General features: G+C 55.3%; 17 protein-coding genes and 1 tRNA gene. 12 read left to right on the forward strand and 6 right to left on the reverse strand.

Features of this window, described 5'->3' with window-relative positions; all coding sequences use genetic code 11:
* Positions 1 to 4 precede the first annotated feature (4 nt).
* From AS89_RS0111345 to queF, 3 genes are read left to right on the forward strand one after another with little or no spacing between them, the layout of a single operon-like run.
* Complete coding sequence (locus AS89_RS0111345; protein ID WP_010132756.1) at positions 5 to 949, forward strand: ABC transporter ATP-binding protein; 945 nt, start codon at positions 5 to 7, stop codon at positions 947 to 949.
* On the forward strand, positions 946 to 1,719 hold the full coding sequence (locus tag AS89_RS0111350; protein ID WP_010132757.1) for an ABC transporter permease: 774 nt from the start codon (positions 946 to 948) through the stop codon (positions 1,717 to 1,719). The genes AS89_RS0111345 and AS89_RS0111350 overlap by 4 nt, the downstream gene beginning before the upstream one ends.
* 37 nt (positions 1,720 to 1,756) lie before the next feature.
* Complete coding sequence (gene queF / locus AS89_RS0111355) at positions 1,757 to 2,587, forward strand: NADPH-dependent 7-cyano-7-deazaguanine reductase QueF (RefSeq protein WP_010132758.1); 831 nt, start codon at positions 1,757 to 1,759, stop codon at positions 2,585 to 2,587.
* A 97-nt stretch (positions 2,588 to 2,684) separates the two neighbouring features.
* Here the strand turns inward: queF and AS89_RS0111360 are convergent, their stop codons facing one another.
* Positions 2,685 to 4,079 (reverse strand): adenylate/guanylate cyclase domain-containing protein, encoded by a 1,395-nt coding sequence (locus AS89_RS0111360; RefSeq protein WP_010132759.1) that lies wholly within the window; start codon positions 4,077 to 4,079, stop codon positions 2,685 to 2,687.
* 444 nt (positions 4,080 to 4,523) lie between these two features.
* Here AS89_RS0111360 and AS89_RS0111365 point away from each other — a divergent pair, with 444 nt between their 5' ends.
* Together AS89_RS0111365 and AS89_RS0111370 are read left to right on the forward strand one after the other, a co-directional pair.
* On the forward strand, positions 4,524 to 5,084 hold the full coding sequence (locus tag AS89_RS0111365; protein WP_010132760.1) for a nitroreductase family protein: 561 nt from the start codon (positions 4,524 to 4,526) through the stop codon (positions 5,082 to 5,084).
* Positions 5,085 to 5,271: 187 nt separating this feature from the next.
* Positions 5,272 to 5,359 (forward strand) — tRNA-Ser (locus AS89_RS0111370).
* A gap of 219 nt (positions 5,360 to 5,578) precedes the next feature.
* On the opposite strand, the gene AS89_RS17405 is transcribed toward AS89_RS0111370, so the two are convergent.
* From AS89_RS17405 to AS89_RS0111385, 3 genes are read right to left on the reverse strand one after another with little or no spacing between them, the layout of a single operon-like run.
* A complete protein-coding gene (locus AS89_RS17405; protein ID WP_081475721.1) occupies positions 5,579 to 6,250 on the reverse strand; it encodes a LutC/YkgG family protein in 672 nt (223 codons plus the stop codon).
* Entirely contained in the window at positions 6,226 to 7,689 is a 1,464-nt protein-coding gene (locus tag AS89_RS0111380; RefSeq protein ID WP_010132762.1) for a LutB/LldF family L-lactate oxidation iron-sulfur protein, read from the reverse strand. The genes AS89_RS17405 and AS89_RS0111380 overlap by 25 nt, the downstream gene beginning before the upstream one ends.
* Positions 7,686 to 8,492: a (Fe-S)-binding protein gene (locus AS89_RS0111385; protein WP_010132763.1), complete on the reverse strand. Its 807-nt coding sequence runs from the start codon at positions 8,490 to 8,492 to the stop codon at positions 7,686 to 7,688. The genes AS89_RS0111380 and AS89_RS0111385 overlap by 4 nt, the downstream gene beginning before the upstream one ends.
* Before the next feature lie 169 nt (positions 8,493 to 8,661).
* On the opposite strand from AS89_RS0111385, the gene AS89_RS0111390 reads away from it, so the two are divergent.
* The 6 genes from AS89_RS0111390 (at position 8,662) to AS89_RS0111420 (ending at position 19,419) form a co-directional block, all read left to right on the forward strand.
* On the forward strand, positions 8,662 to 9,579 hold the full coding sequence (locus AS89_RS0111390; RefSeq protein WP_010132764.1) for a LysR family transcriptional regulator: 918 nt from the start codon (positions 8,662 to 8,664) through the stop codon (positions 9,577 to 9,579).
* Positions 9,580 to 9,958: 379 nt separating this feature from the next.
* A complete protein-coding gene (locus tag AS89_RS17410) occupies positions 9,959 to 11,278 on the forward strand; it encodes a sugar MFS transporter (RefSeq protein WP_081475723.1) in 1,320 nt (439 codons plus the stop codon).
* A 65-nt stretch (positions 11,279 to 11,343) separates the two neighbouring features.
* Positions 11,344 to 12,339 (forward strand): carbohydrate kinase family protein, encoded by a 996-nt coding sequence (locus AS89_RS0111405; protein ID WP_010132766.1) that lies wholly within the window; start codon positions 11,344 to 11,346, stop codon positions 12,337 to 12,339.
* Positions 12,336 to 13,532 carry an AGE family epimerase/isomerase gene (locus tag AS89_RS0111410; protein WP_010132768.1) on the forward strand — a complete coding sequence of 399 codons (1,197 nt, stop codon included), beginning with the start codon at positions 12,336 to 12,338 and terminating at the stop codon, positions 13,530 to 13,532. The genes AS89_RS0111405 and AS89_RS0111410 overlap by 4 nt, the downstream gene beginning before the upstream one ends.
* 34 nt (positions 13,533 to 13,566) lie before the next feature.
* The gene (locus AS89_RS0111415) at positions 13,567 to 15,891 is read left to right on the forward strand and encodes a GH92 family glycosyl hydrolase (RefSeq protein ID WP_237709678.1); all 2,325 of its coding nucleotides are present in this window, start codon (positions 13,567 to 13,569) and stop codon (positions 15,889 to 15,891) included.
* A 153-nt stretch (positions 15,892 to 16,044) separates the two neighbouring features.
* The gene (locus AS89_RS0111420) at positions 16,045 to 19,419 is read left to right on the forward strand and encodes an alpha-mannosidase (protein ID WP_010132770.1); all 3,375 of its coding nucleotides are present in this window, start codon (positions 16,045 to 16,047) and stop codon (positions 19,417 to 19,419) included.
* A 66-nt stretch (positions 19,420 to 19,485) separates the two neighbouring features.
* Here AS89_RS0111420 and AS89_RS17415 read toward each other — a convergent pair whose 3' ends face one another.
* A complete protein-coding gene (locus AS89_RS17415; RefSeq protein WP_010132771.1) occupies positions 19,486 to 20,463 on the reverse strand; it encodes an aldose epimerase family protein in 978 nt (325 codons plus the stop codon).
* Between the two features lie 380 nt (positions 20,464 to 20,843).
* Here AS89_RS17415 and AS89_RS0111430 point away from each other — a divergent pair, with 380 nt between their 5' ends.
* A complete protein-coding gene (locus AS89_RS0111430; protein WP_237709679.1) occupies positions 20,844 to 22,955 on the forward strand; it encodes a fatty acid desaturase in 2,112 nt (703 codons plus the stop codon).
* A 323-nt stretch (positions 22,956 to 23,278) separates the two neighbouring features.
* On the opposite strand, the gene AS89_RS0111435 is transcribed toward AS89_RS0111430, so the two are convergent.
* Positions 23,279 to 24,748: an FGGY-family carbohydrate kinase gene (locus AS89_RS0111435; RefSeq protein WP_010132773.1), complete on the reverse strand. Its 1,470-nt coding sequence runs from the start codon at positions 24,746 to 24,748 to the stop codon at positions 23,279 to 23,281.
* Positions 24,749 to 25,063 lie beyond the last annotated feature (315 nt).

The raw sequence follows: 25,063 nt of genomic DNA on the forward strand, positions 1-25,063 counted from the left end.
AGTAATGACTGCCGCACTGTCCATCCATAATCTCGAGAAAACCTACGACAACGGCTTTCAAGCACTGAAAGGCATCAGCTTTGATGTGCAGCCAGGGGATTTCTTCGCACTGTTGGGGCCGAATGGCGCCGGCAAATCCACAACCATCGGTATCCTCTGCTCCCTGGTGCGCAAAACTGGCGGCAGCGTTTCGATTTTCGGTATTGATATCGATAAGGACTTTGCCAAAGCCAAGCAGCAGCTAGGTGTGGTGCCTCAGGAGTTCAATTTTAGCCAGTTTGAAAAGGTATTCGATATCGTCTGCACCCAAGGCGGTTTCTATGGCATGCCGCGGAAATTGGCTGAAGAACGCACGGAAAAATACTTGCGCAAGCTGGGTCTGTGGGACAAGCGCAAGACTCAGGCACGAATGCTCTCCGGGGGGATGAAACGCCGGCTGATGATCGCGCGTGCACTCTTGCATGAGCCCAAACTGCTGATCCTGGATGAGCCCACCGCCGGTGTGGATATCGAGCTGCGCCGCTCCATGTGGGAGTTTTTGCAGGAAATCAACGCGCAGGGCACCACCATCATTCTCACCACCCATTATCTGGAAGAGGCGGAGAGCCTGTGCCGCAATATCGCCATCATCGACAAGGGCGATATTGTCGAGAACACTTCCATCAAGTCCCTGCTTAAAACCCTGAGCCGGGAAGTGTTTATTCTGGATACCCGTGAAAACCTGGAAGGTGTGCCGGACTTTGGCGATTTTGATGGGCGCCTGCTGGATGAGCACAGCCTGGAGGTGACTATTGAGAAGGGGCAATCCCTGAGTGATCTGTTCACCCACCTGAGTGCACAGAATATCGCGGTCACCAGTATGCGTAACCGCGCCAACCGCCTGGAAGAATTGTTTGTGTCGTTGCTGGCTGAAAATCAGCAACCGGCAGATAAGGAGGCCGATGTATGAGCCCGCAACTGATCTGGACTGCCTTCTCGACAATTTTCCGCCGCGAAGTGCGCCGCTTTACTCGCATCTGGCCGCAGACACTGGTGCCGCCGGTGATCACTATGTCTCTGTACTTTGTGATTTTCGGTTCGCTAATTGGTAAGCGTATCGGTGAGATGGGTGGCTACTCCTATATGGAGTTTGTGGTGCCTGGCCTGATCATGATGGCGGTGATCACGAACTCCTATGGCAACGTGGTCTCCTCTTTCTATAGCGCCAAGTTTCAGCGCAGTGTTGAAGAGTTGCTAGTATCGCCCACGCCCAATTGGGTGATTATGGCCGGCTATGTGCTCGGCGGCGTAGCGCGCGGCCTAATCGTGGGGTTGATCGTCACCCTGATTGCCCTGGTATTTACCTCGCTCTCGGTACAGCACATCGGTATTACCATCCTGATCGTATTTTTGACTTCGGTGTTGTTTTCTCTTGCCGGCTTCATTAACGCAATCTTCGCCAACAGTTTTGATGATATCTCGATCATCCCGACCTTTGTGCTCACGCCGTTAACCTACCTGGGTGGGGTGTTTTATTCCATCGAGCTGTTGTCACCTTTCTGGCAGGCGCTGTCCAAGCTGAACCCGATTCTGTACATGGTGAATGCGTTCCGCTATGGGGTACTGGGTGTGTCTGATATCAATGTGGCATGGGCATTTGTCGGCGTGCTGACATTTATCGCTGCGTTGTCGGCCTGGGCGTTACATCTGATGAGTCACGGCAAGCGGCTGCGTCATTGAGTGATCGTGAAGCGTTCATAAAGAGTTGAGTAAGGCTATGAACCGAGAAGACTGGCAGAATCTCCCGCTGGGCCAGGAAACCCGCTACGAGAGCAAGTACAACCCCGGGTTGTTGCATCCCATTCCGCGTGCGGTTTCGCGCAAGCAGTTGGGCCTGCACGGGCAGGGGCTGCCGTTTAGTGGTGCCGATGAATGGTGGGGGTTCGAGCTGTCGTGGCTGAATCCGAAGGGAGTGCCCCAGGTCGCGGTGGCACGTTTCCGCTTTGCGGCCTCCAGTCCGTCAATGATCGAGTCCAAGTCGTTCAAGCTGTATCTGAACTCTCTGAATCAGACCGAGTTCGCCTCGCCCGACGCAGTGCGCGAGACGCTGGAGAAAGACCTGAGTGCGGCGGCTGGCAGCGATGTTGCCGTTACCCTGTTTGATGTAGACGATGCCGCGCTGGCGGTGCAGGTACCGCGGGGTGAATGCCTGGATGGGCTGGATATCGAAGCTCGAACCTACGAGCCGGATGCGGCGCTGCTCAAGCTGAAGCAGGGTGGTGAAGTGGTGGAGGAGACCCTGTTTAGCCACCTGTTGCGCAGCAATTGCCCGGTTACCGGTCAGCCTGATTGGGCCACGGTATCGATTGAGTATCGTGGGCCGGCGCTGGACCGTGCGGGTTTGCTCGCCTACATCATTTCATTCCGCGAGCACCAGGACTTTCACGAGCACTGCGTGGAGCGTATCTACTGCGACCTGCAGCACCTCGCGGCATTTGCAGAATTAACGGTATGTGCGCGCTATACCCGTCGCGGTGGGCTGGATATCAATCCGCTGCGCACATCCTCCGGCAATATCGAATTTCCTCCGCGCTACGGGCGCCAGTAAGCCGCTCGTATAAGAGTGGAGTAAGCAGTTGGAGAGAAGAGTGTTTGGTATGGTGGGGGCTATCTAAGGTGGGGGGGGGGCATCTGAGGCAGCTGCCTCAGATAATGACTTTGCTTTTCAGGCGTGCCTGGGCATCTTTCAGGGCGCGTAGCACTTTTTCTTTGTCGTAGTTGCGCACTTTGTCCAGATCCAGGTGCATGGCGAAACCCGGTGCGTGCTCTTCCAGGTAGCTCTGCTTGCCACCCAGGTTCTTGCGCAGGTCCGTTACCGAATAGACCTTTACCGGGGTGCTGAAGCCTTTCACGGTCACGTGCCCTTTGTCGCGGCACATCACTGTCTGCTTGATCATCGCCCAGGTCTCGTGGCTCACCAGGATTTCGCCCGGGTCGGCGGCGCTTTCCAGGCGTGCTGCCAGGTTCACGTGGGTGCCCATCACCGTATAGGTCTGATGGTCGGCGGTGCCGAAAACGCCCACGGTGCAATAGCCGGTATTAATGCCCATGCGAATCTGCAGCGGGTGTGAGATGCCCTGGTTGTACCACTCCTGCATCATCTCACTGACTCGCTTGCGCATGGCCAGTGCCATTGCCACACAGCGCAGGGCATCGGATTTTGGGCCCTTGCTCTGGTCATCCCCGAATACCACCATCACCGCATCGCCGATAAATTTATCGATGGTGCCGCCGTAGTGCGCCACGATGCGCGACATCTCGGTAAGGTAATTGTTGAGCAAACGGGTGAGAGTCTCCGCCTCCATCTCTTCGGTGAGCTGGCTGAAATCCTTGATATCGGAAAAGAACACGGTCAGCAGTTTGCGCTCGGTGACGATTTCCTTGTCCTTGCCCGTGGTTACTGCGCGCCACAGGCGCTTGGGCAGGTAGCGAGACAGCTTGTAGCTCGCCATATTGGCGATGCGCTGGTCCTTGCGCAGTTGTTCGTTATTGCTGCGCAGCTGGGAGATCTGCTTGTGCATATAAAACGCATAGCAACAGAAATAGGTAAATACGCCGATCAGGCTGGCTGCACTGATATTCAGGTCGGCGTTCACCACCAGCGCCGGGCGGTGGATCAGGTAGCCGACACCGACGCCAAGCAATAGCGCCGTGTTGTGCTCGAACCAGCTGCGACCGCCGCCCTGGGTGAGCGCATGGAACTGCACCATGGTCAGGAACAGCAGGCTGGGCAGCAGGCTGAAATTGGCGAGCGCCATAGCCATACCGATCAGCAGTGCATCGGTGAACGAAAGCCAGCGGCGAAGTTCCTCGCGCTTCTCCGGAGCCGCGCGCAACGAGAATCGATAGGCCGCAGGAATATAAACCAGTAACAGCACCGCCATGCCCAGAGGCAGCAGTTCGGATTGTGATAATAGGGCGGACCAATTGATGCTGTTAAGCAGGGTGCCGGCTGCGGCGAAACAGATTAGCGCACGGAAATACAGCGGATACCGGGAATCCGATTTTAGGCTGTTGTTTTCTTCGGGCTGGTTCTGCATGAACACTGAATCTTTTTAATTCTGTACTGCAAAAACGGAACGGGTGTCGATGGCGTTTCGCAGAAGTTGTCTGGGAGCTTGTTGTTTTCTTTTTGTCCACATTGTCGTGTGCAGTCGGGATCCCGCGCATTGCTGCAGGTAGGGAGTTGATAGCCCTGCACCATCGCGGCCTGAAAACACTGAAAATATCTTGGGGCGGCTCCGTTAATGGAAGCCTGGCGCCACGAGAATTATTGGAATAACGTGGTTCAGATCACCGACAGGCGCAAAGTTTACCCTCAAAGGGCAGGGAAAGCGATGTCATTTGAGAATCTTGTGCTAAAAGTGGACGGTCGTCCATAAGAAATTCCATCGATCAATAGGGTAAAATCTCGCTCTTTCGGGGTTGGCGCCAAATTCAGCCTGCAACACATTCACCAATCTTTGAGCACTCAGGAGACACAAATGGACGCGCTGGACGCATTGCACAATCGGGTTTCGGTTGGCCTACTCACTGAGCCCGCGCCGGACGCGGACCAGCGGAAAAGTATTTTCCGCGCAGCCCTGCGCGCGGCCGATCACGGCAACCTGCGCCCCTGGCGCTTTCTGGTGATTGAGGGCTCTGCGAGGTCGCGGTTAGGGGAGATCTATCTGGAGGCAACGGAAAACAAGGAAGCTCTGAGCGAGGCCCAGCAAGCGCGGATACTCGCCATGCCGCTCCGCGCTCCGCTGGTGATTGTCGCCATTACCCAGCTGCAGGAGCACCCCAAGGTGCCGTTTAACGAGCAGCGGATGTCGACCGCCGGTGCCGTGCAGGCCATGCTGACCGCCGCTTTTGCCGAAAATGTCGGCGCTTACTGGCGCACCGGTGCCCTGGCAGAGAACCGATTGGTCGCCCGCGCACTGGGATTGGCAGATAACGAAGAGGTCAGTGGCTTCATCTATATGGGCACCCCGGCAAAACCACCGAGATCCGCGCCAGACCTGGTTGTCGAAGACTTCTTTGCGGATTGGTCTGGCGAATAACTCGACAGGTGGCGGTGTTTGGCGGATTTTTTTCGAATTTTGCTTGCACCCTCCGCCGCCTTTTTGTAAAGTGCGCGCTCGCTGATCGGGGCGCTATGTTACTGATTAGCAAGGCAAAACAGCCACGAGCCCGCAGGCGTGCGGACGGCAAGCTCGCTAAACAAGCCGGAATCCACGCATACAATTTGGTGAGGTGTCCGAGTGGTCGAAGGAGCACGCCTGGAAAGTGTGTATATCGAAAGGTATCGAGGGTTCGAATCCCTCCCTCACCGCCATTAAACGAAAAAGCCCGGCATATGCCGGGCTTTTTCGTTTAACGACGCTTAGGTCGGGTGAGAACCCTCCGGTTCGATTAACTCGCGCAGCGAGTTAAGACCGAGGCAAAGACGAGCCCGCAGGGTTGAAACACGCCCTAGCGTGTTTCAAGTCCATCCCGACCGGAGCCAAAATCGCGAGCAGAAGTAAAGTGCTCTCGCTCAACCTTTTCCGTGCCTTTAAGAAACAAGAAAAACAACTAACTTAGACGGCCCATGCGCCCCGTATGCCAACGTTTGCTGAATATCAGCCGTTTTAGAAGGCCCCGACACCAGTACAATGTTTGTCGGCATTGATAATCCCCATGGGCTGTGGGCGATGTAATTTTCTAGATCCGGATACAGATCCCTCTCGCGAATAATTACCAAATGCGTTGGCGGAATCAGCGAAAGTGAGCGGGGCTCTGTAGCACTTGGAATCAGGACAAGGCTACCGGTCTCCACGATGCCCGCGGTGGCGGTGGTAATTGCGGCCGGTGTCCGGGAAAACAAAGTCTCTTTTTTCTCTGCGTCATTCCCTTTGGTTGGCCACGGTTGCCACTGGATAGGCATCTCCCCTTGCTCGCCGAGCAGGAACCGCACTTCTTCACTACCCATTAATTGGGTAATACCGAGTTCTTGCAGGCAGGTGACAACCGATTCCGCGAGCCCTAAGTCGTCGGTCTCCATTACCTGAGCGTGGTTTGCGCGCAGTAGTTCAATAAACTGCTGGCGCATCCGATCGGTTGTTATGGATACATTGCTGGCATGCGATATCTGGCCACAAGCGTCGTGCGCCGCATTGCGATGCATGGCCGGGTGCGATGCGGAACCGTTGCGCAATCGGTTTAAGATATTTTCTCTTGCGGACATGGGGTCGCGCTCCTGCGTTGTCTATTTTTCAATGCTGCATGCAAGGTGATCTGTGCCGGTTGCGGCATGGTGCGCTGTGTTTTCCAGCGGCTGGGCAAGAACCTGAATAGCTTGCGACCATGGGCGGCCAGCGAGGCACCCCGGTGGTAAATCGCGGGATGCCGGCAGGCCCAGGCCCAGGCTTTCCACACCAGGGCCTCCAGTGGCTTGCGCCCGCTGCCTGCCCCTCTCACTATTCCTTCTGCTGTACCCGCGTGATTGCTCTCGACCCGCAGCCGTTGCAACAATTTGGGAATGGGAATGCGCACCGGGCAGACTTCCTCGCAGGCACCGCACAGTGAGGACGCCGTGGGCAGGTCCTTGGTAGCATCCAGCCCGAGCAGATGCGGACTCACGATTTTGCCAATCGGTCCCGGGTAGGTGGTGCCATAGGCGTGGCCACCGATGCGGGTGTACACCGGACAGTGATTCATGCAGGCACCGCAGCGAATACACTGTAGGGTTTTACGCAGTTCTTCATCGGCAAACGCCTGGCTGCGGCCATTGTCCAGCAGCACAAGATGCACTTCTTCCGGCCCATCCTGCTCGCCCGGCTTGCGCGGGCTGGAAATCATATTGAAATAGGTGGTGATCTTCTGGCCGGTGGCGGAGCGGGTGAGCAGTGAAAGCAGTGGCGGAACATCGCTCAGTTGTGCGACCACTTTTTCAATCCCGGTAACGGCGATATGCAGCGGGGGGACCGTGGTGCACATCCGCCCGTTGCCTTCATTTTCCACCAGGCACAGGGTACCGGTTTCGGCAACGGCAAAGTTGACCCCGGTGATCCCCACATCCGCATGCTGGAATCGCTCACGTAATTGTTGCCGGCCGATCCCGATCAGCTGGTCGACATCTTCGGTATAGGGAGTGTCCTCAAGGTTATTTTCGAACAGGCTGGCGATCTGGCCAGCGTCTTTGTGGATAGCTGGCATGATGATATGGGAGGGTGTTTCACCGGCCAGCTGCACGATGAATTCCCCCATATCGGACTCGATGCAATCGACACCGCGATCACCCAGATATTCGTTGAGGCCAATTTCCTCGGTGACCATGGATTTACCCTTAACGGCCTTTCTGCCATTGCGGGCGCGAATCAGGGATTCGATGATCTCGTTGGCTTGCTGTGAGGTTTCCGCCCAGTGCACCTGGATACCGTTGCGGGTGCAGTTTTGCTCCAGCTGCTCGAGAAGCTCAGGGAGTTGCTGCAGACAGCGCTGTTTGATTGCCTCGCCGCGTCGGGACAGCGCAGCGAAGTCTCCTTCCTCAGTGTTGACACCGGCAAATGCCGTGCGACGCTTGTTGCGCAGAAATTCCATGGCTCCGCGAAAGTTACTGCGCAGCACCGGGTCGGCCAGTGCTGCGGTGCTGTTCGGGTGAAATGCTTCCGGTTGCTGCTTCATCGCGCCACCTCCGCGAATAATTTTTCTGAATCCGCTTTCCCAAGCGGCTGCGTGACACCGATTCGTTCCGCCAGAAAACTGATCAGGTGGCGGCCGCGCAGGGGCTGCTGTGCATATTCCAACGTGGTATTCAGGTTCAGCATGCAGCCCCAGTCCGTGCTGACAAACTCATCCACACCGGCACCGACCAGGTTGCGCGTCTTGTCTTCCGCCATGGCGGCGGAAACATCGGCGTGCTTGACCGAGAAGGTGCCGCCGAAGCCGCAACACTCTTCTTGGTAATCGTGGGGGACCAGTTGTACTTGCTGAAGCTGGTCGAGAAGTGCCAGACCGTGTTCATGGATACCGAGTTCGCGCCGGCCTGCGCAGGAGGTGTGCAGTGTGACCCGGGTAGCGGCGCCCTGGTCGGAAAATGTGGGCTGCACTACGTGGCGCAGGAATTCGGTGAATTCAAAAACCCGTTCGGCAAAAGCGACAACCTCTGGAGCGTGATCAAACAGCGCGGGGTAGTGCTTGCGCATCATGCCACCGCAAGAGCCGGAAAGAATCACGATGGGCCAGGACGCGGGAAACAGGTCCATCTGGCTACGCGCCACGGCGCGCGCCTCACCATCGTATCCGGAGTTGTACGCGGGCTGGCCACAGCAGGTTTGCGCCTGCGGAAAGACCACCTCGATACCGTGATGTTCCAGTAACGCGATGGCATCAAGCCCAGTCTGTGGTGAAAAGCTATCCACCAGACAGGTACCAAACAGATACACCTTGTCCGGTTTCGGCGGGTAGATGCGGACGGCCTCGGCCATGAGTAATGTCCTTTATAGGTTTTGGTTATTTATTTGAAGGCAAGGCTAAAGCATCGGGTTTGATGAAACTATCGTTAACGAGTAAATTGATTGTTTCCAATTGTTCGCTAATAGTCTGGTCGATCGCGTTGCAATTTCGCTTCCGTGCTGGATACCTGAGGATCAGTCATTGGTTGAAGCATCAGATCTCGCGCTGTTCGCACTGCTGGCGGAGGCGGGCAGCTTTCGCAAGGCTGCGGAGCAGGCCCGAATGTCCACACCGGGGCTGAGCAAACGCATTAGCCGTCTGGAGAGCGCGCTGGCCACCCAGTTGGTGTTTCGCAATACCCGCAATATGGCTCTGACTGAGGCTGGTCGGCGGCTGCTTACTCACGCCAGTGCCGTCAAACAGCACCAGGAAGCTGCGCTGGCAGAGGTGTCCAGTCTGAGTAATAGTCTGCGCGGCCAGTTGGTGGTCAGTGCACCCACCATCTCCGGTGATATCTTGCTTTCGGATCTGGTGGCGGACTTCTGCACGCGGTACCCGGAGGTGCGGGTCGACTTGCGCCTGGACAATCGCTATGTGGACCTGGTACGCGACGGGATCGATATCGCCGTGCGTACCGGCACCCTGCAGGACTCGTCTCTGCGCGCGCGCTGGTTGATCGACTCAGACTGGGTCGTATGCACAACACCTGATTACCTGAGCCAGCATGGATCCATAGTTGCGCCCGAGCAGCTGCAACAGCACAACTGCCTGATCTATGCGCTACAAGATGGTGGGCCGCGCAACTGGCTGTTTGCTAGGGAAGAGGGGACTTACTCCGTGACCGTGGATGGCAACCTGGAAGCAAATAACGCGCAGGTGTTGAAAAAAGCCGCGCTGCGTGGGCTCGGCGTAATCTATGTACCTCGTTGCCTGGTGCATCGGGAGCTGGATGACGGCGAGTTACTGCCGCTGTTGACCCCGCACACAGCGAAGTCGCAAGGCGTCTACGCGATTACTCCCTTTGCTCGTCACGCGACACCTGCGGTGCGATGTCTAATCGACGAAATTGCCAGTGCATATCGGGCTCATGCGCACTGGTTTTGCTCCGCGCAAAAATAGTCACGGCGCCTTTTTGAACATTTCTCGGTCGAAAATTGCGGTGAAAAAATGGTGTTCTGCGGTAGTTTTCTTCGGAAAACTCATCGACATTTCAATTCTGTATGTTTTTTAAACATCTGCTCCAGAAAAGTGATCAACCGATGATTGATTTATAGGTTATTGATCTGGAAGGAATTTTTCGTTTTTGTTTAAGAATCCGAAGTTTTTTTTGATCTAATTTGAAAAATATTTACTTCTGATTTCTGAATACGAAGTGGCAAGCGCAAGCCCGTGGGTATAGTGAGTCGTCAAGGTGTCTGGACGGGAAGAAAGTCCAGCCGGCGCCTGAGCGACAACGACAAACAATATCTACACACAATAACTAGAAAAGTACTTTGCCATGCCAGCGACGATGAACGACACCGGGAACACGGTATCCCGGGGGGTAGCCCCACAGAACAAAACCGCCTATCTGTTCCCGCTACTGGTGATGACCAGCCTGTTTTTTATCTGGGGTTTTATCACTGCACTAAACGATATCCTGATTCCCCACCTGAAAAGTGCATTCTCCCTCAGTTATGTACAGGCGATGCTCATTCAGTTTGCCTTCTTTGGTGCCTACTTCCTGGTCTCCATTCCCGCCGGCGCCATGATCAAACGGCTCGGCTATCAGAATGGTGTCTCGGTGGGCTTGTTGGTGGCGGCGGCCGGATGCATGCTGTTCTATCCGGCAGCGGAAGTTCGGGTTTACGGACTCTTCCTCGCTGGATTGTTCGTACTGGCCAGTGGCATCACCATTCTTCAGGTATCTGCCAACCCTTATGTAGCAGTACTAGGCTCTCCAGAAACGTCGTCCAGTCGGTTGAACTTCTCACAGGCCATCAACTCGGTAGGCCATACCGTCGCACCGCTATTTGGCGCGTTGTTGATTATGGGCGCTGTGCACTCCGGTGGTGAGAGCGGAGAGGGTATGGCAGATCCGCGTGCGGTGCAGGTGCCTTACCTGATCATCGCCGGATTCCTGATTGTTGCGGCGATCGTATTCAAGTTGCTAAAACTGCCAGCGATTGAAGGCGAAGCGGAGCCGGCCAACCTGGCGCGCCCCGGCGCCAGCATCTGGGCGCACAAGCATCTGGTACTGGGTGCCGTGGCGATCTTTCTGTATGTGGGCGCGGAAGTCGCGATTGGCAGTGTGCTGATCAATTACATCGCGCTGCCGGAAGTGGCCGGCTTTAGCGAGCAGACTGCCGCTCAATACCTCACCTTCTATTGGGGTGGTGCCATGGTCGGGCGTTTTATTGGCTCGGCGATCCTGCAGTTTGTAGCGCCCACCCGCGTGCTCGCCTTTAATGCCGCGGCCTGTATTGCCCTGCTGGTGGTGGTGCTGACCGGCAGTGGGCATGTGGCCATGTGGGCAGCACTGGGGGTGGGCCTGTTCAACTCCATCATGTTCCCGACCATTTTCTCCCTGGGTATCCGCAAGCTCGGGCCCATGACATCCCAGGGCTCCGGCATTCTGTGTCTTGCTATCGTGGGTGGCGCGGTAGTGCCCATGGCACAGGGGCTGGTTGCTGACCTGAGTGGCCTGACTATGAGTTTCCTGGTACCGCTGGTGTGTTACGTCTTTATTGGCTGGTACGCACTGAAGGGGGCTAATGCAGGAATGCTGCAATCCACAATGGCTGATTCTCCGAATGAGGCAACCCAGCCGGCCGGCTAACGGCCTTGTCTGCTTAAGTTGCCCTTTAAGCCCCAGTGCATTTGAAGAATGTGGAGAGTAGTAGGATGGCCAATCGAAAACTCGTGTGTTTTGGCGAAGCGCTGATCGATTTCCTGAACACGGGCAGCGATCACGGCGGCGAAACACCGCTCAACCAATTTACCCAGTATCCCGGGGGAGCGCCGGCCAATGTGGCCGTCGCTGCCGCCAAGCTCGGCGTGCCGACGCGTTTTCTGGGGCAGGTTGGAAGCGACATCTTCGGGGACTTTCTACTTAGTTGTCTCAAGCAGTACGGTGTAGACACATCCTTGGCTCTGCGGCACCCGACGGCCAAGACCTCACTCGCATTCGTGTTTCTGGATGATACGGGTGATCGCTCCTTCGAGTTTTACCGCGATGGCACCGCAGATACCTTGATGCAGGCAGAGCAGCTTGAGAGCACCTACTTCGATGACTGCGGCCTGTTGCACTTTTGTAGCAATACCCTTACTTCCAATTCACTTCAGCTGACCACCGCGGCAGCGATTGAACTCGCTCGTGCACGTCAGGCGCTGGTGAGCTTTGATGTAAACCTTCGTCATAACCTTTGGCGGGCCGGCGCGGCGGATAGCGATGTGGTTAACGCGTTCGTGCGTAGTGCCGATATCCTCAAGTTCTCCCGCGATGAGCTTGAATTCCTGTGTGCGGGCAGTCCCTATGACGGAGACGTCAATACTTATATACAGGCGATACTCGCTGGGACTCCGCAACTAGTGCTCGTCACCGATGGTGGCGCAGCCGTGCAGTGCTACACCCGCGACATCCACATTGCCGTTGCAATCCCGCCCGTAAAAGTAGTCGACACCACCGCCGGCGGCGACGGGTTTACTGGTGGTTTGCTGCGTAAAGTCCTCGAACATGGACTGACTGATCTGCTGGCCGATAAATGGCTGCTCGAAGACTGTGTCCGCTTCGCAACCTTGAGTGGTGCCATTGCCGTATCGCGCCCTGGTGCCTTCCCGGCACTTCCGACTCTGGCCGATATCGAAAGTTTTAGGTGCGCCTGCGAGAGATCATTATGAATACATCTGCAATACCCGATTTCCGCAGTGAGGAATTTCTTACCGGGCATATCCGGTCAATTCTCGATTTTTATGCCCCGAACGTGATTGATGAATCCGGTGGTTTTTTTCACAACTATCGTGACGATGGCAGCCTGTTCGAGTCGGGGTTACGGCATCTGGTCAGTTCTACTCGCATGGTTTTCAACTATTGCACTGCCTACCGCCTGTTCGACAAACCCGAATACCGGGATGCTGCTTTGCACGGCCTCACGTATGTGGACGAAGTGCATTGGGATCCAGAGCGCGAGGGCTATCACTGGTTATTGCAAGATCATACGCCGGTGGAGCAAACCAACCATTGTTACGGTCTCGCCTTTGTCATGCTTGCCTATTCAAGTGCCCTTGGCATCGGTATCGAGAGCGCCCGGGACGGCATTTACCGGGTGTGGGGACTGCTAGAAAAACACTTCTGGCTGCCAGAGCGGGGGATCTATGCCGATGAGGCTACTGCCGACTGGAGCAGTGTGTCCAGCTACCGGGGGCAAAACGCCAATATGCACTGCTGTGAGGCGTTGATCGCCGCCTTTGAGGCGACCGGCGATAAACAATTTTTCCAACGCGCTCGCGATCTGGCGGAGACCGTAGCGGTGAAGTTGGCTGCGAAGGGCGGGGGCCTGGTGTGGGAACACTACACCGAAAACCTGGACGTGGACTGGGACTATAATCGCGACGATCCCAAAAACCTCTACCGTCCCTGGGGATTCCAGCCTGGACATCAGACCGAGTGGAGCAAGCTGCTACTCACCCTCTACGGACACAGGCCGGAAGAGTGGATGCTGCACCGCGCTCGCGCATTGTTCGATGAATCCTTTGACCGTTGCTGGGACAGCGAACGCGGTGGCATTTATTACGGCCACAGCCCCGCAGGCGATATCTGCGATGACGACAAGTATTTCTGGGTTCAGGCGGAGTCCTTTGCGGCCGCGGCGATGCTGGCGGAAGCGACCGGGGATGAACACTACTGGAGGGTTTACCAGACAATCTGGGAATACTGCTGGACGCACATGGTGGACCACAAACATGGTGCCTGGTACCGCCTATTGAATGCAGATAACCAGCGCTACAGCGATGAAAAAAGTGCCGCCGGTGCCAAGTGTGACTACCACACCATTGGTGCCTGTGCACAGACTCTGCAACTAATTGTCGATTGAACATAAGAAGATGATGGAGAACAAAATAATGAGAGTGAAACGAACATTCGCAAGCTCCACGCGTGCCTTGGGCCAGAGATTGGGCTTGGGACTGGGCATACTTGCGACAGGCGCCATGCTGTATGGCTGTGATACCGAGCAGAACACTGCGAGCAATACCCCAACCCCAGCAGCGGTTGCCGAAGCCTCTTCGGTAACCCAGTGGGTAGACCCGTTTATCGGCACTGCCAACGAAGGTAATACCTATCCCGGCGCGGTACTCCCTTGGGGTATGGCTTCTGTAGTGCCACAAAACATCGACTTCAGTAAACACAAAAATTCCGCCGCCTATCATTTTGGTGCCGAGCATATTTATGGTTTCGGTCATATGCAGCTTTCGGGCGTAGGCTGTCCGAGCAGCGGGGCGCTGCCGGTTAAAGCTATTACCGGTGAGCTGGCGCTGACCCCAGAAGAAACACGCAGCCGCTATTCCAAAGAGCAGGCAGAGCCAGGCTATTACAAGGTATTTTTGGACACCTTTAATGTGTGGGCGGAAATGACCGCGACCACCCGCTCTGGCATCACTAAGTATCATTTTCCGGCGGGCAAGGCCCACCTGGTATTCGACCTGGCGGTAAATCAGGGAGAAATGCGCGGGGGACGTTTCAGCGAGCTAAGCGCCAACCGTATTGAGGGCTACCAGATAGAAGGTAATTTCTGTGACGCTGGCCAAGAGCGCAAGATCTACTTCTCCGCAGAGCTTAGCCAGCCGGCTGCGGTGTACGGGCAGTTTGATTCTCCGGCATTTCTCGAAACCCAAAAAAGGACACCAAATGCCGACTACGTAGGCGCAAGCTTCAGCTATGAGTTTGCTGAGCCTACCGAGCTGGAACTGCGCGTTGGTATTTCTTTTGTCTCTGTTGAGAACGCGCGTGAAAACTTAGTAACAGAGCAGGGTAAGAAATCCTTTGCTGAGTTGCGCAAAGCGGCCAACGCTGCGTGGGAAAAAGAACTGTCTGTGGTTGAAGTCACTGGCGGCAGGAAAGAAGACAAGACCAAGTTCTACACCGCCCTGTATCACTCACTGATCATGCCGCACGTCAGCAGCGACGTGAATGGTGAGTATCTCAGCGTGGACGGTGAAACGGTCAAAAAGGCTGAGGGGTTCACCCGCTATTCCACATTCAGTTTGTGGGATACCTACCGCACCGTACATCCACTGATTACGCTGACTCACCCTGAGCAGCAGCTGGATATGGTGAGATCGATGGTCGATACCGCCGAAGATAGCGGCTGGCTGCCGAAGTGGGAACTAATCGGTATGGAAGCCGCCACCATGGTTGGCGATCCTGCGGTGCCGGTGATTGTCGATACCTACCGGAAAGGCCTGAAAGATTTCGATGTGGAAACGGCCTATCAGGCAATGGTAAAGGCGGGTACTCAATACGAAACTTTTAACCTGCTGCGCCCTGGTATCAAACATTACCTGGACCTCGGATACATTCCCATGGATGACCGTGGCGGTGAGCCGATGGAGTTCGGCTGGTTCAACGGTATTGTGTGGGGGCCAGTATCCACCACCCTTGAATACAACCTGGCAGACTGGAATATCAGCAAGCTGGCAGAAGAGCTGGGCTATGAAGAAGATGCCAAGCGTTTTTACGAGCAGGCCCAGAGCTACCGTAAACTCTATGATGAGGAAACCGGCTTCCTGCGCCCGCGCAATAAAGACGGTTCCTGGATGACTCCGTTCGACCCGCTGGATCGCCACTGGGATATTCGCTGGAAAATGAGCGGCGGTCAGGGTTATGTGGAAGGTACTGCCTGGCAATACCTGTTCTTCGTGCCCCACGACATTCCCGGCCTGATCGATCTGATGGGCGAGGAGCAGTTTATTGATCGCCTGAGCAGCAGTTTTGAAAACTATTACTTCGATATGACCAACGAACCGGACATCCAGTATCCATTCCTGTTCAACTATGTCGAAGGGCAGGAACACCGCACTCAGGATATCGTTACCTTTGCGGTGGACAAGTATTTCAATACCACCCCCTGGGGCATTCCAGGCAATGATGATGCGGGCACTCTCTCGGCCTGGTTGGCATTTGCCATGATGGGCTTCTATCCGGACCTGGTCGGCGAGCCTCAGTATCAACTGGCAACGCCGTCGTTCGAGTCGATTACCATTAAGCTCGACAAGGACTTCTATCCGGGGGACGAATTCCGTATCGAAGTGGAGAATTTCGCCGAAGAAAACCGCTACATCGCTAGCAAGTCCCTGAACGGCAAGCCGTTTAATCCATTCCAGCTCCAGCATGAGGATATGGTGAAAGGTGGTGTACTGAAGGTGACTGCGAGTGAGCGTGCTGCACTGAACTAAATCCGTGCGCATTCATAACAATAAATAAGAGAACGGCCGGTGCTACACGGCACCGGTCGCTTTTCCCCAACCCTTCTTTTCAATGTCTGCGTGTGATTCGCGGGATCGTTTGTGCCTCTCCCATGGAAACCAGCGCAGCACTGGGAGTAACGCATGCAAACTTTAAAGCGTAACCTCTTGCGACAGTCGATTATCACGTTAGGCAGTGGCATCGGCGCACTGTTGATTTCTCACATCGCTACCGGTGATCCCGTTCTGGAATCCACGAAATACAAGCCGGTACCCGCATCAACCCTCGATTACATCAAGCGTGCGGCTGATGGCGACCACCTTGCCCTGGAAGGCGGGCACCTGGCGCTGGACGGGCACGTTATGCCGTATCCTTATTTCCAGGCCCATGAAATCCTGTTTCTGGAGCGCCTCGGAAAATTGCGTCACACGATGCTGTGGAAGGTCGATCGGGTAAAGCGTGTTGACGACTGGGACCCGTCGTATCCTGAACAGGATGTGACCGAATCTGAGATTCGGCAGAACCCCAGTAGCCTTGTAGGTGGACGGCACAGCAAACATACTTACTGGTTTGACATCCCTCCACTGCCACCCTCCGATAGTGGTGCCGAGCGCTTTTTCACTGTCAAGCCCATGGATATGTCCGTTCCCGGTTGGCCGGAAACTACCATCTTTGTCAACGGCGAACCCAAGGCCGCATTGCAGCGCAAGCACTTTTACTGGTCCACTGATTCGATGATGGATCTGTCCCGCACCAATCGCATTACCCTGAAAAGTTTTGGTGTATTCGATCAGCCACGGGGATATCGGGAAATTGGCATCGTGGAGCGTAATCCGAATGCCGACGAAGTCTACTGGCGGATGCGGGTATTAATCGAGGCGGCTTCGATCCTCACCGAGGATTCTTCGGAATACCGCGCGGTTCGTGAACTCGCTGACAAGGTGCTCACTTCGGTTAACCTGGAAGTCGCGGGTTCCGAGTTGCTGGATCAACAGCTGGCGGCGGCAGTTGAAGTATTGGAGCAGGGGTTTGAAGACCTTGCACAAATGGCCGCGCCCAGCGAGACCCTCAAGGTCCTGATGCACGGTCACCTCGACAGTGCCTGGCGTTGGACTTTTGATCACACCGACGACAAGATTCAGCGGTTGGCGTTGAACAACCTCTATTTGATGGATCGCTTCCCCGAGTATCAGTATGTGTTCACCACGCCCTACCATTACGAGCGCATGCAAGCTCTGTATCCGGATTTGTTTGGCCGTGTGAGGGCCAAAATCGCCGATGGGCAGTGGATCGCCAATGGTTCTACTTACGTCGAAAACGACATGAACCTACCCGGTGGTGAGAGTGTGGTCCGACAGTTCCTGTACGGACTTGATTACTATGAAAACCAACTGGGCGTAACGGACAACACGCTGTTTCTGCCCGACACCTTCGGGCATCCGCCGTTTATACCGCAGGTCGCACGGAGCTTTGGGCTGGATCATTTGATTGGAATGCGCACCAATACACCGGAAATCGACAGCAGTATTTACCGCTGGCGTGGGCTGGATGGCTCGGAAATCCTGGTGAATTCACTCACTACACCCGCCTGGGAATATCCATTCCACGATCCCATCCACGACTATCGTTTTGAAGACGGGAGCCTGATCACGACGTACAACGCACCGGATGCGGCCCCAAGGCGATTGGCAGGTACCTGGAACCAGTTCAAGAATAAAGAGGCCACGGATAACCAATTGTTGTTGGTCGGGTGGGGCGACGGGGGTGCCGGCGGCTCCGAGGATCAGATCGAGGTGATTCAGCGGGTAAAAGCGTTACCCGGGTTCCCGGCGGTGGAGTGGACCACATTGCACGATTATATCGAAGGGCAGCAGGTCAACTGGGATAAGTTCCCGCTGTACGATGATCGTATTTTGCCGGACGCCTGGATTGAACGCACATTCATGATGGCGAACGGAATCAAAGCGGCGAACCGCGCGGTAGAGCAGCGCTTGGCTGAGGCTGAAGCCGTGTCTGCACTGGCGTCGCTGGAAGGACTCGACTACCCGGCAGAAGAATTGAAGCAAGCCTGGAAGGCCCTGCTGGTCAACCACTTCCACGATGTGATCACCGGTATGGCCGTACCCGAGGTACTGGAAGCAGCCAACGTGCAGTTGCGCAGCCTGGAGCAGCAGGCCGCGGATGTGCGTGATCGCGCTATTCGTCACCTGCAGCAAAAAATGGCTCTACAAGGCGATGGGCTGCTGTTATTCAATGGCGCGCCGGTAAGCCAGCAGGGACTGGTTAGTCTCGGTGTTCGTGAGGCGAAAGCAAGCACACTGGTTACTGGAGATGGATTAACCGTGCCATTGGTGCGTGGGGACAATGGTGAGTTGTTCGCCGAGCTGCCGACGCTACCGGCGGGGCAGTTTCAGGTGCTCTACTGGGACGATACCTCTAGCCTCGACGTACCCTCCATGATTGCCGAGAAACGTGTGCTGGAAAATACGCTCGTTAAGGTTACCTTCAATGAGCGCGGACAGATTACGTCCTTCTGGGATAAAGAAGAGCAGCGTGAACTGGTGCCGGAAGGAAAATTGTGGAATGCCATGATCAAGGTGTCCCATGAAGACCAGTCTGTAATGCCGATTTCCGCAAGTGCGCGCTTCAGTGACTATTTCACCAACCCCCTGCAAGCGGGCGTCACCATTCGCTACCAGATTGGCGATTCGCAATTCACCCAGCGGGTCTGGTTGGGCAAAGGGGAGAGGCAGCTCTACTTTGAAAATGACATTCGCTGGGTCGATTACGAACGACTGGAAGTGGATTTTCCCCTCGACGTGAACAGCCATGAGGCCCATCACGGAACCCAGTTCGGTTATATCGATATGGAGCGGGGTAATCACGGGAAGTTCGATCACCTGGTGTCGCCGACGGCGGCGTTCGAGTGGGCGGATGTTTCGGAGAGTGGCTATGGCGTAGCGCTATTTGACCGCACCCGTTATGGCTATGATCTGAAATCAGGCGGTATCCGGCTTAATCTCAGTTATGGCCAGCGCAAGCATTCCTACCCGGAGCTGGCCCAGGTCGGCTGGGGTTTGGCTCAGTCTGGTGATGCGGGCGGGGAGCGCTTTAGCTATGCCATCTATCCGCACCAGGGCAACTTGCATCAGGCCAAGGTCATTCAGCGGGCAAAGGCGTTCAATCATCCGTTGGTGGTCACCGAAGTATCTGCGAATGGAGATGGTGAGTCGCCTACGCAATTTGGCTTGCTGCGTTCCACCTTGCCGGACAATGTCCTGATTAGTTCGGTAAAGCTGGCCGAGGATGGCAGCGGGTATATCGTGCGCCTGTACGATACCGAGAATAAGCGCAGCGCAATTGAGCTGGCTTTTGATCCGCGTGTGTCGTCTGTTTGGCAGCTCAACATGAAAGAAGAGTTGGCTAGTGCGGAGGAATTAACCCTAGAAGCGGGGCGGACGTCTCTGGTATTGGACCCGTTCGAAATCAAAACTCTAAAGGTCGCTATTCGAAATTGATGTGCGCCTTCGGCGTTGTTATCTGAAAAAACGGCACCTTTGGGTGCCGTTTTTTTGGGGGGGGAATTAGGAGAGGCTGCGAAAAACCAGTCGCATACTGCGTTGGTAGGTTTCCCCGGGGCGAAGTACGGGTGAGGGGAAGCCTGGCTGGTTGATTGCGTTGGGGAAATTATGTGGCTCAAGACAAATACCCGCATATGGCCTGAAGGCACCTCCGAGACCGAAACCGTCGTAAAACTGCACACCGGGCTGGTCGGTGAACAGCTGCATTTGTACGCCGCTATTGGGTGCCCACAGGCTCGCCTGGGGCATCAGAGGTGTGCGGTGGAAGGGAAAATAATGATCGAATCCTACATGCTGCTTCAGATCTGCCTGAGTCCACCGCAGCTCGTGCTCTGCTAGTGATCGGCGCTGGTCGAGCGTCGCCTCGGGACGCAGCTCGACAATCTCTCCGCTTGGTACATTAGCGCGGGTTTTTGGCAGAAAATGTCGGCTGCCAATGCGTAGCTCCAGATTCCGCGCATCCACTTCTCCCAGGGTGAAATAGCCATGGCTGGTGAGATCGACGGGGGTGGGCGCATCGGTTTCAGCGCTGAAGTGGATATCCAGAGCGCCGTCTTCGTGGAGCTGGTAATGCACCTCGGTTTGTAGGTTGCCCGGGAAACCTTGATCGCCGTCTGTAGAGTGGATTTGCAGCCGCACACTTTGCCCATCGGCGGCGACTTGCCGCCAGCGTTGGTTGGCGAAATTGCGCTGGCCGCCGTGCAGGCAGTGGGGGGGATCATTGACCGAGAGCATATATTCTCGGCCGTCGAGACTGAACTGCGCGTTCTCGATGCGGTTGGCGACACGGCCACATACCGCACCGAAAGCAAACGGATCTTCGGCGAGGTCCTCGACTCGCGGATAAGTCAGTAGCATTTCGCGGCCGCGGAAACGCATAGAGGCGAGGCGCGCGCCGTACTCAACAATCGTTACTTCGAGGTCGCTGCCCCGTCCCAGCACGCTCACCGTACCGACCTCTTCGGAAAGGTTCTTCTGCATAGTTGGCCTAATCTCTTCTACCCCGGTTAAACCGGTTTTGAAAGCCGCAAAACAACGGAAAAAGTGGTTGATTTGGGCTCGCTCGCTATTTAATATGATCGCTAATGACTAAAAATGATCGCTACTGATGGTTTGATTGTCGGGCCGAGCGCCGGATAAATCAAGCGCAAACGAGCCTCTGATTAAGGCTGCTCGTCACGAGATCGTTCGATAACAATAAGAATTGGCCCTGGAGGGCTTTTGCGGTGAGAGACTACCGGTTAACTGGCGCTGGTGCGCGCGCTGCGCAGGCCAATGGGCTTGCCGATGCGCAGTGGTATCAGAGCCCGGTTCCCAAGGCGCAGATGCGTGACTTGCTACAACGCAAGAACGGCCCCGCTGTGCGCGATACGCTGTTCTGGTTCGCGCTACTTGGATTCTCTGCCTATGCCATGGTACTGACGTGGGGCACCGGGTGGTTCTTTCTTCTATTTATGATCTATGCGGTGCTCTATGCATCCGTTTCCGATTCCCGTTGGCATGAGTCCAGTCATGGAACGGCCTTCCGTTCCGACTGGATGAACACCGCGCTCTATGAGATCGCCTCCTTTTTGGTGTTCCGCGAATCCACCACCTGGCGCTGGAGCCACGTCCGTCACCATACGGATACGATTATCGTCGGCCGTGATCCCGAAATCGCCAGCCCGCGACCGGTCAATCTATTTCAGACGCTGATTGGGGTGATAAAGCTCAACGTGATGTGGGCTGAGGGGCGTCGCATGGTAGTGCATGCACTCGGCAAGCGCACCCAGGAGGCGAACGCGTTTGTACCCGAGCAGGAGTGGCCAAAAATCCATTGGAAGGCGCGGTTATATGTGGCGATCTATCTCGCCGTTATCGCACTCGCTGTTGTGTTTCAGTCTTGGCTACCACTGTTTTTTATCGGCCTGCCAACCGTATTTGGCTCCTGGCTGATCGCAATTTACGGTTACACTCAGCATGCGGCGCTTGCAGAAAACGTTCTGGACCACCGCCTGAATAGCCGCACGGTGTATATGAACTGGGTGAACCGCTATCTCTACTGGAACATGAATTATCATGTCGAGCACCACATGTTTCCGCTGGTGCCCTACCATGCATTGCCACGCCTGCATGCATTGATCAAAGACGATTGCCCTCCGGCATATCCGGGATTGTGGGCAGCGTGGAAGGAAATTATCCCTGCCCTTTGGAAGCAATCCAAGGATCCGGATTATTTCGTCGAGCGTAAGTTACCAGCTGGCAGTGTTAGTACTTGTGAGGACGCTGTGATTCGGCCTGACGGTGATGTCGATACCGAAGGGTGGGTAAGGGTTGGCGCCGCGGATGTGTTGAGGGTAGAAGACGTTGTACGCGTTGATTTTCGCGGTCATACCTACGCCCTGTACCGGACTGCCGAAGGGCGGCTCTTCGCGACCGAGGGAATCTGCACACACGGAAATACGCATCTGGCGGAAGGCTTTGTGAAGGGCACAATTGTCGAGTGTCCAAAACACAATGGACGCTTTGACATTCGTAATGGCGCCGCGGTGCGAGGGCCTGCATGCAGTGCACTTGAGACGTTCGCGGTGAAAGAGCGTGACGGCCACTTGGAGTTGTGTACCCGCCCTAACGTTGATGAAAAAAATCAGGATCCGACGCGCCGACGCTGGCAATTCCGAGTTGTCGGGAAGCGCAATATCGCGAGTTTCATCTGTGAGCTGGAGCTCGAACCACTGGCGATAGCACCCACATTCCGCTATCAGCCCGGTGACTATATTCAGGTATTAATACCGGCATACGAGCGTCGTCACCTGCAGCTTGAGCAGGTTGATAAACCATTTGAGGATGTCTGGCAGAGCCTTGGAATTTTTGATATTCCTGTAGAGAACCGACTTGCCTGTAAACGTAACTATTCTATCGCGACTAACCCCGCGCGGGATAAAACGATCAAGTTAAATGTGCGCCTGGCTCTGGGCCAGGTCGCTGGGAAGCCTGCGCTGGGTGTTGGCTCCAGCTATGTTTTCGGATTGACACCGGGCGATGTGATCGAGGCGCAGGGACCTGCTGGGGATTTCCGTATTAAGCACTCGGTTGCAGAGATGGTTTACCTTGGCGGGGGTGCTGGTATGGCCCCACTGCGATCACACATATCCCACTTGCTGGAGACCGAAAGTAGCGAGCGCAGAATCAGCTTCTGGTATGGGGCACGCAGTGAGCAGGAGTTAATCTACGCCGACTACTTCAGGGAGCTGATGCAGTATCACGAAAATTTCAGTTTCCATGTGGCCTTGTCTGACGCAGAGGATTCTTCTGGCGAGTTGCCCAGCGGCTTTATCCACGAGTATCTGTACGAGCGCTATCTGCAATTCCATGCGACACCGCAGCAGGTGGAATTTTATCTGTGTGGACCGCCGCCGATGATGGCGGCTACTCGAAAGATGTTGGCGGAGCTTAAGGTTCCTGAGTCCCAGATCGCATTTGATGAATTTTGATAGGGTAGTTCTTGTTTGTTTTCGGTTGGTGTATTGATGGTAAGTATTAGCCGCACTCAACACACGCTTGTTTCTTCGGGCACTACATGACGTTAGTCATGGCATTGTTTGGAGCTCTTCGTCAGGAGACTTTCGCAAGAAGATTTAGTCTCCCTTCTCGTCGCCCCCGCAAGGGGGCTTTTTTTGTATCTTGTCCCACTCCCTAGTCTCGCCCCATAATCCACTGCGCAGCATACCAATGGGTTGAATCGTTCAGGCTAATCCGGGCAACCACAGGGTGGGATGGCAGCGATTGATAACAGTAGTTTCTTGAAGGGGATTTACTAGCACTCTGCGCTGGAGTGGGTAACGGGTGTGGTGCTGGCTTGTTCGAGTGCCCTTACTGCGAGGCGCCAACTATCTCTATAGTCGTGCAGGCCTCTTAGAGTCGTTGGGCGACATGTTTCCAATGGCGTATCTGGCTTGCACTCGGTAGCTTGCGTGAGCATGGCGCAGCCAGTTACCGTGCCGGTGTCATCTTCGGACAGGTAAACCCTCTGGGGTGCACGTAACTGAGCGAGTAGGCCGCAAATAATTGGGTTTTTTAGGAAGGCCCCTTCAATAATGATGTGGCCACGGCTGCCAATGGCAGCGAGTTGAAAGTCCAGCATCAATGCGCAGTAAAGTGATGCGATGAGCGCACCGGTACCAGCCGTTACCTCGCCGCGAATCGTTCCCTGGAGGTTGGCGAAAGGTCCCCCGCCACGGCTAAATGTTGGCAGTGCCATGACCTGTTGGAGAATGTAGGTTTGTAATTGATCCAGAGGTTCATCCCCGGCTGCGGCCTGGTCTAGTGGGGAATCCGTCATGGCGCACAGGGTTTCGTATTCGCGCCCACCCATAAAGCGTGCACAGGCGATAGGGTCACCGGCAGCATCCACGTTGGCCAGCATATCGCGTGCTTCCTGCAGGCTGGATAGCTCCGCACCATTGGCCATGACGATCGACCATGTCCCTGTTGAGATAACCGTAAATGGCTTTCCGTCGCTTGTTGCCCGGTGCCGCCAGTAGCTTGCATTGCTGTCGTGCACACCGGCATAGATAGCACAAGTTTCTGCAAGGCCCGTCGTTTTACAGACCTCAGAAAGGGGAGAAGCTATTTTCTGGGTGGCGCTGACCAGAGTGGGAAACAGCTCTCGCCATCCCATGGTATCTACCAGTGACGAATAATCGTTTTGCCCGGGTGCCCACAAGTCTGTGTGGCAACCGAGTGAGGTGACCTCGTTGCACTGCTTGCCCGTCAGTCTCCACAGCCAGTATTGCGGGTACATTACGATGGCACCCACGCGGGAAAAGGCATCGGGAAACTGCTGGGATTGCCAATGTAGCTGGCGTCCGAGGTTCAGGCCGGCGGGCAGGGCTGGTGAGTAGGTCTCAGAAAACTTGGGGCGCACAGACGCGTAGTGGGTAGCCGTTTTCTGGCATTCGCGGAAATCCTCAAATTCATAATCCATCACGGGTAGTGCGAGGCCGTCGTTCCCAAGGTCAGAAGCGTTGGCATCATCTCGCAGGCAGGCAGCGGTGGCTCCATGGGTCGTAATGTTGAGCCGTGTAATTTTAAACCGTTGGGTAAGTGTGCGGACGTTATTGCTAAACCACTGCCAGATATAGTCCACATCGGCCTGCGGATAATAGATGGAAGACATCAGGATACGATTTTTGGCTTCTCGTGTGGCTACGCTTTTCAGGTTTGGGTCCAGAACCGAAAGCTTTATATGAGTTTTGCCGATATCGAAAATAAGTGTGTATTGCATGGGTTATCTCTCACCGCCTGGTGCGTGGCACGCGCAATGCAGGGCGTCTACTTAAGGGTATCTTTTTATTATTTTTAGCACTCTGGGCGCCGTGGTTCTTTCGGTTAAAGTAACACCAAGTGACTCGCTAAACAATCATATGTAATCAATATCGTGCGTGAGTGACGACTTCCTGTTGCCCCGTCGGCCATCGCTCAGCGATTCGAAGCTTCATTGTGCGAGGCCGTCATTACAAGGTGACTTATGGATAGTGCCGCGCGCACTAGATGATCTCAGTATGATGTGCCAAAAGTCGCTTTCCGATCAAAAATGATC

The sequence above is a fragment of the Microbulbifer agarilyticus S89 genome (assembly GCF_000220505.1).
Classification (GTDB): Bacteria; Pseudomonadota; Gammaproteobacteria; order Pseudomonadales; family Cellvibrionaceae; genus Microbulbifer; species Microbulbifer agarilyticus_B.

What these genes read in the sequence shown, in the direction of transcription:
- AS89_RS0111345 (WP_010132756.1), top strand. Translation starts at nt 5, where the DNA reads ATGACTGCCGCACTGTCCATCCATAATCTCGAGAAAACCTACGACAAC.
- AS89_RS0111420 (WP_010132770.1), top strand. Translation starts at nt 16,045, where the DNA reads ATGCAAACTTTAAAGCGTAACCTCTTGCGACAGTCGATTATCACGTTA.
- AS89_RS17405 (WP_081475721.1), bottom strand. Translation starts at nt 6,250, where the DNA reads ATGTCCGCAAGAGAAAATATCTTAAACCGATTGCGCAACGGTTCCGCA.
- AS89_RS0111385 (WP_010132763.1), bottom strand. Translation starts at nt 8,492, where the DNA reads ATGGCCGAGGCCGTCCGCATCTACCCGCCGAAACCGGACAAGGTGTAT.
- AS89_RS0111435 (WP_010132773.1), bottom strand. Translation starts at nt 24,748, where the DNA reads ATGCAATACACACTTATTTTCGATATCGGCAAAACTCATATAAAGCTT.
- AS89_RS0111410 (WP_010132768.1), top strand. Translation starts at nt 12,336, where the DNA reads ATGAATACATCTGCAATACCCGATTTCCGCAGTGAGGAATTTCTTACC.
- queF (WP_010132758.1), top strand. Translation starts at nt 1,757, where the DNA reads ATGAACCGAGAAGACTGGCAGAATCTCCCGCTGGGCCAGGAAACCCGC.
- AS89_RS0111405 (WP_010132766.1), top strand. Translation starts at nt 11,344, where the DNA reads ATGGCCAATCGAAAACTCGTGTGTTTTGGCGAAGCGCTGATCGATTTC.
- AS89_RS17415 (WP_010132771.1), bottom strand. Translation starts at nt 20,463, where the DNA reads ATGCAGAAGAACCTTTCCGAAGAGGTCGGTACGGTGAGCGTGCTGGGA.
- AS89_RS17410 (WP_081475723.1), top strand. Translation starts at nt 9,959, where the DNA reads ATGCCAGCGACGATGAACGACACCGGGAACACGGTATCCCGGGGGGTA.
- AS89_RS0111380 (WP_010132762.1), bottom strand. Translation starts at nt 7,689, where the DNA reads ATGAAGCAGCAACCGGAAGCATTTCACCCGAACAGCACCGCAGCACTG.
- AS89_RS0111350 (WP_010132757.1), top strand. Translation starts at nt 946, where the DNA reads ATGAGCCCGCAACTGATCTGGACTGCCTTCTCGACAATTTTCCGCCGC.
- AS89_RS0111360 (WP_010132759.1), bottom strand. Translation starts at nt 4,079, where the DNA reads ATGCAGAACCAGCCCGAAGAAAACAACAGCCTAAAATCGGATTCCCGG.
- AS89_RS0111365 (WP_010132760.1), top strand. Translation starts at nt 4,524, where the DNA reads ATGGACGCGCTGGACGCATTGCACAATCGGGTTTCGGTTGGCCTACTC.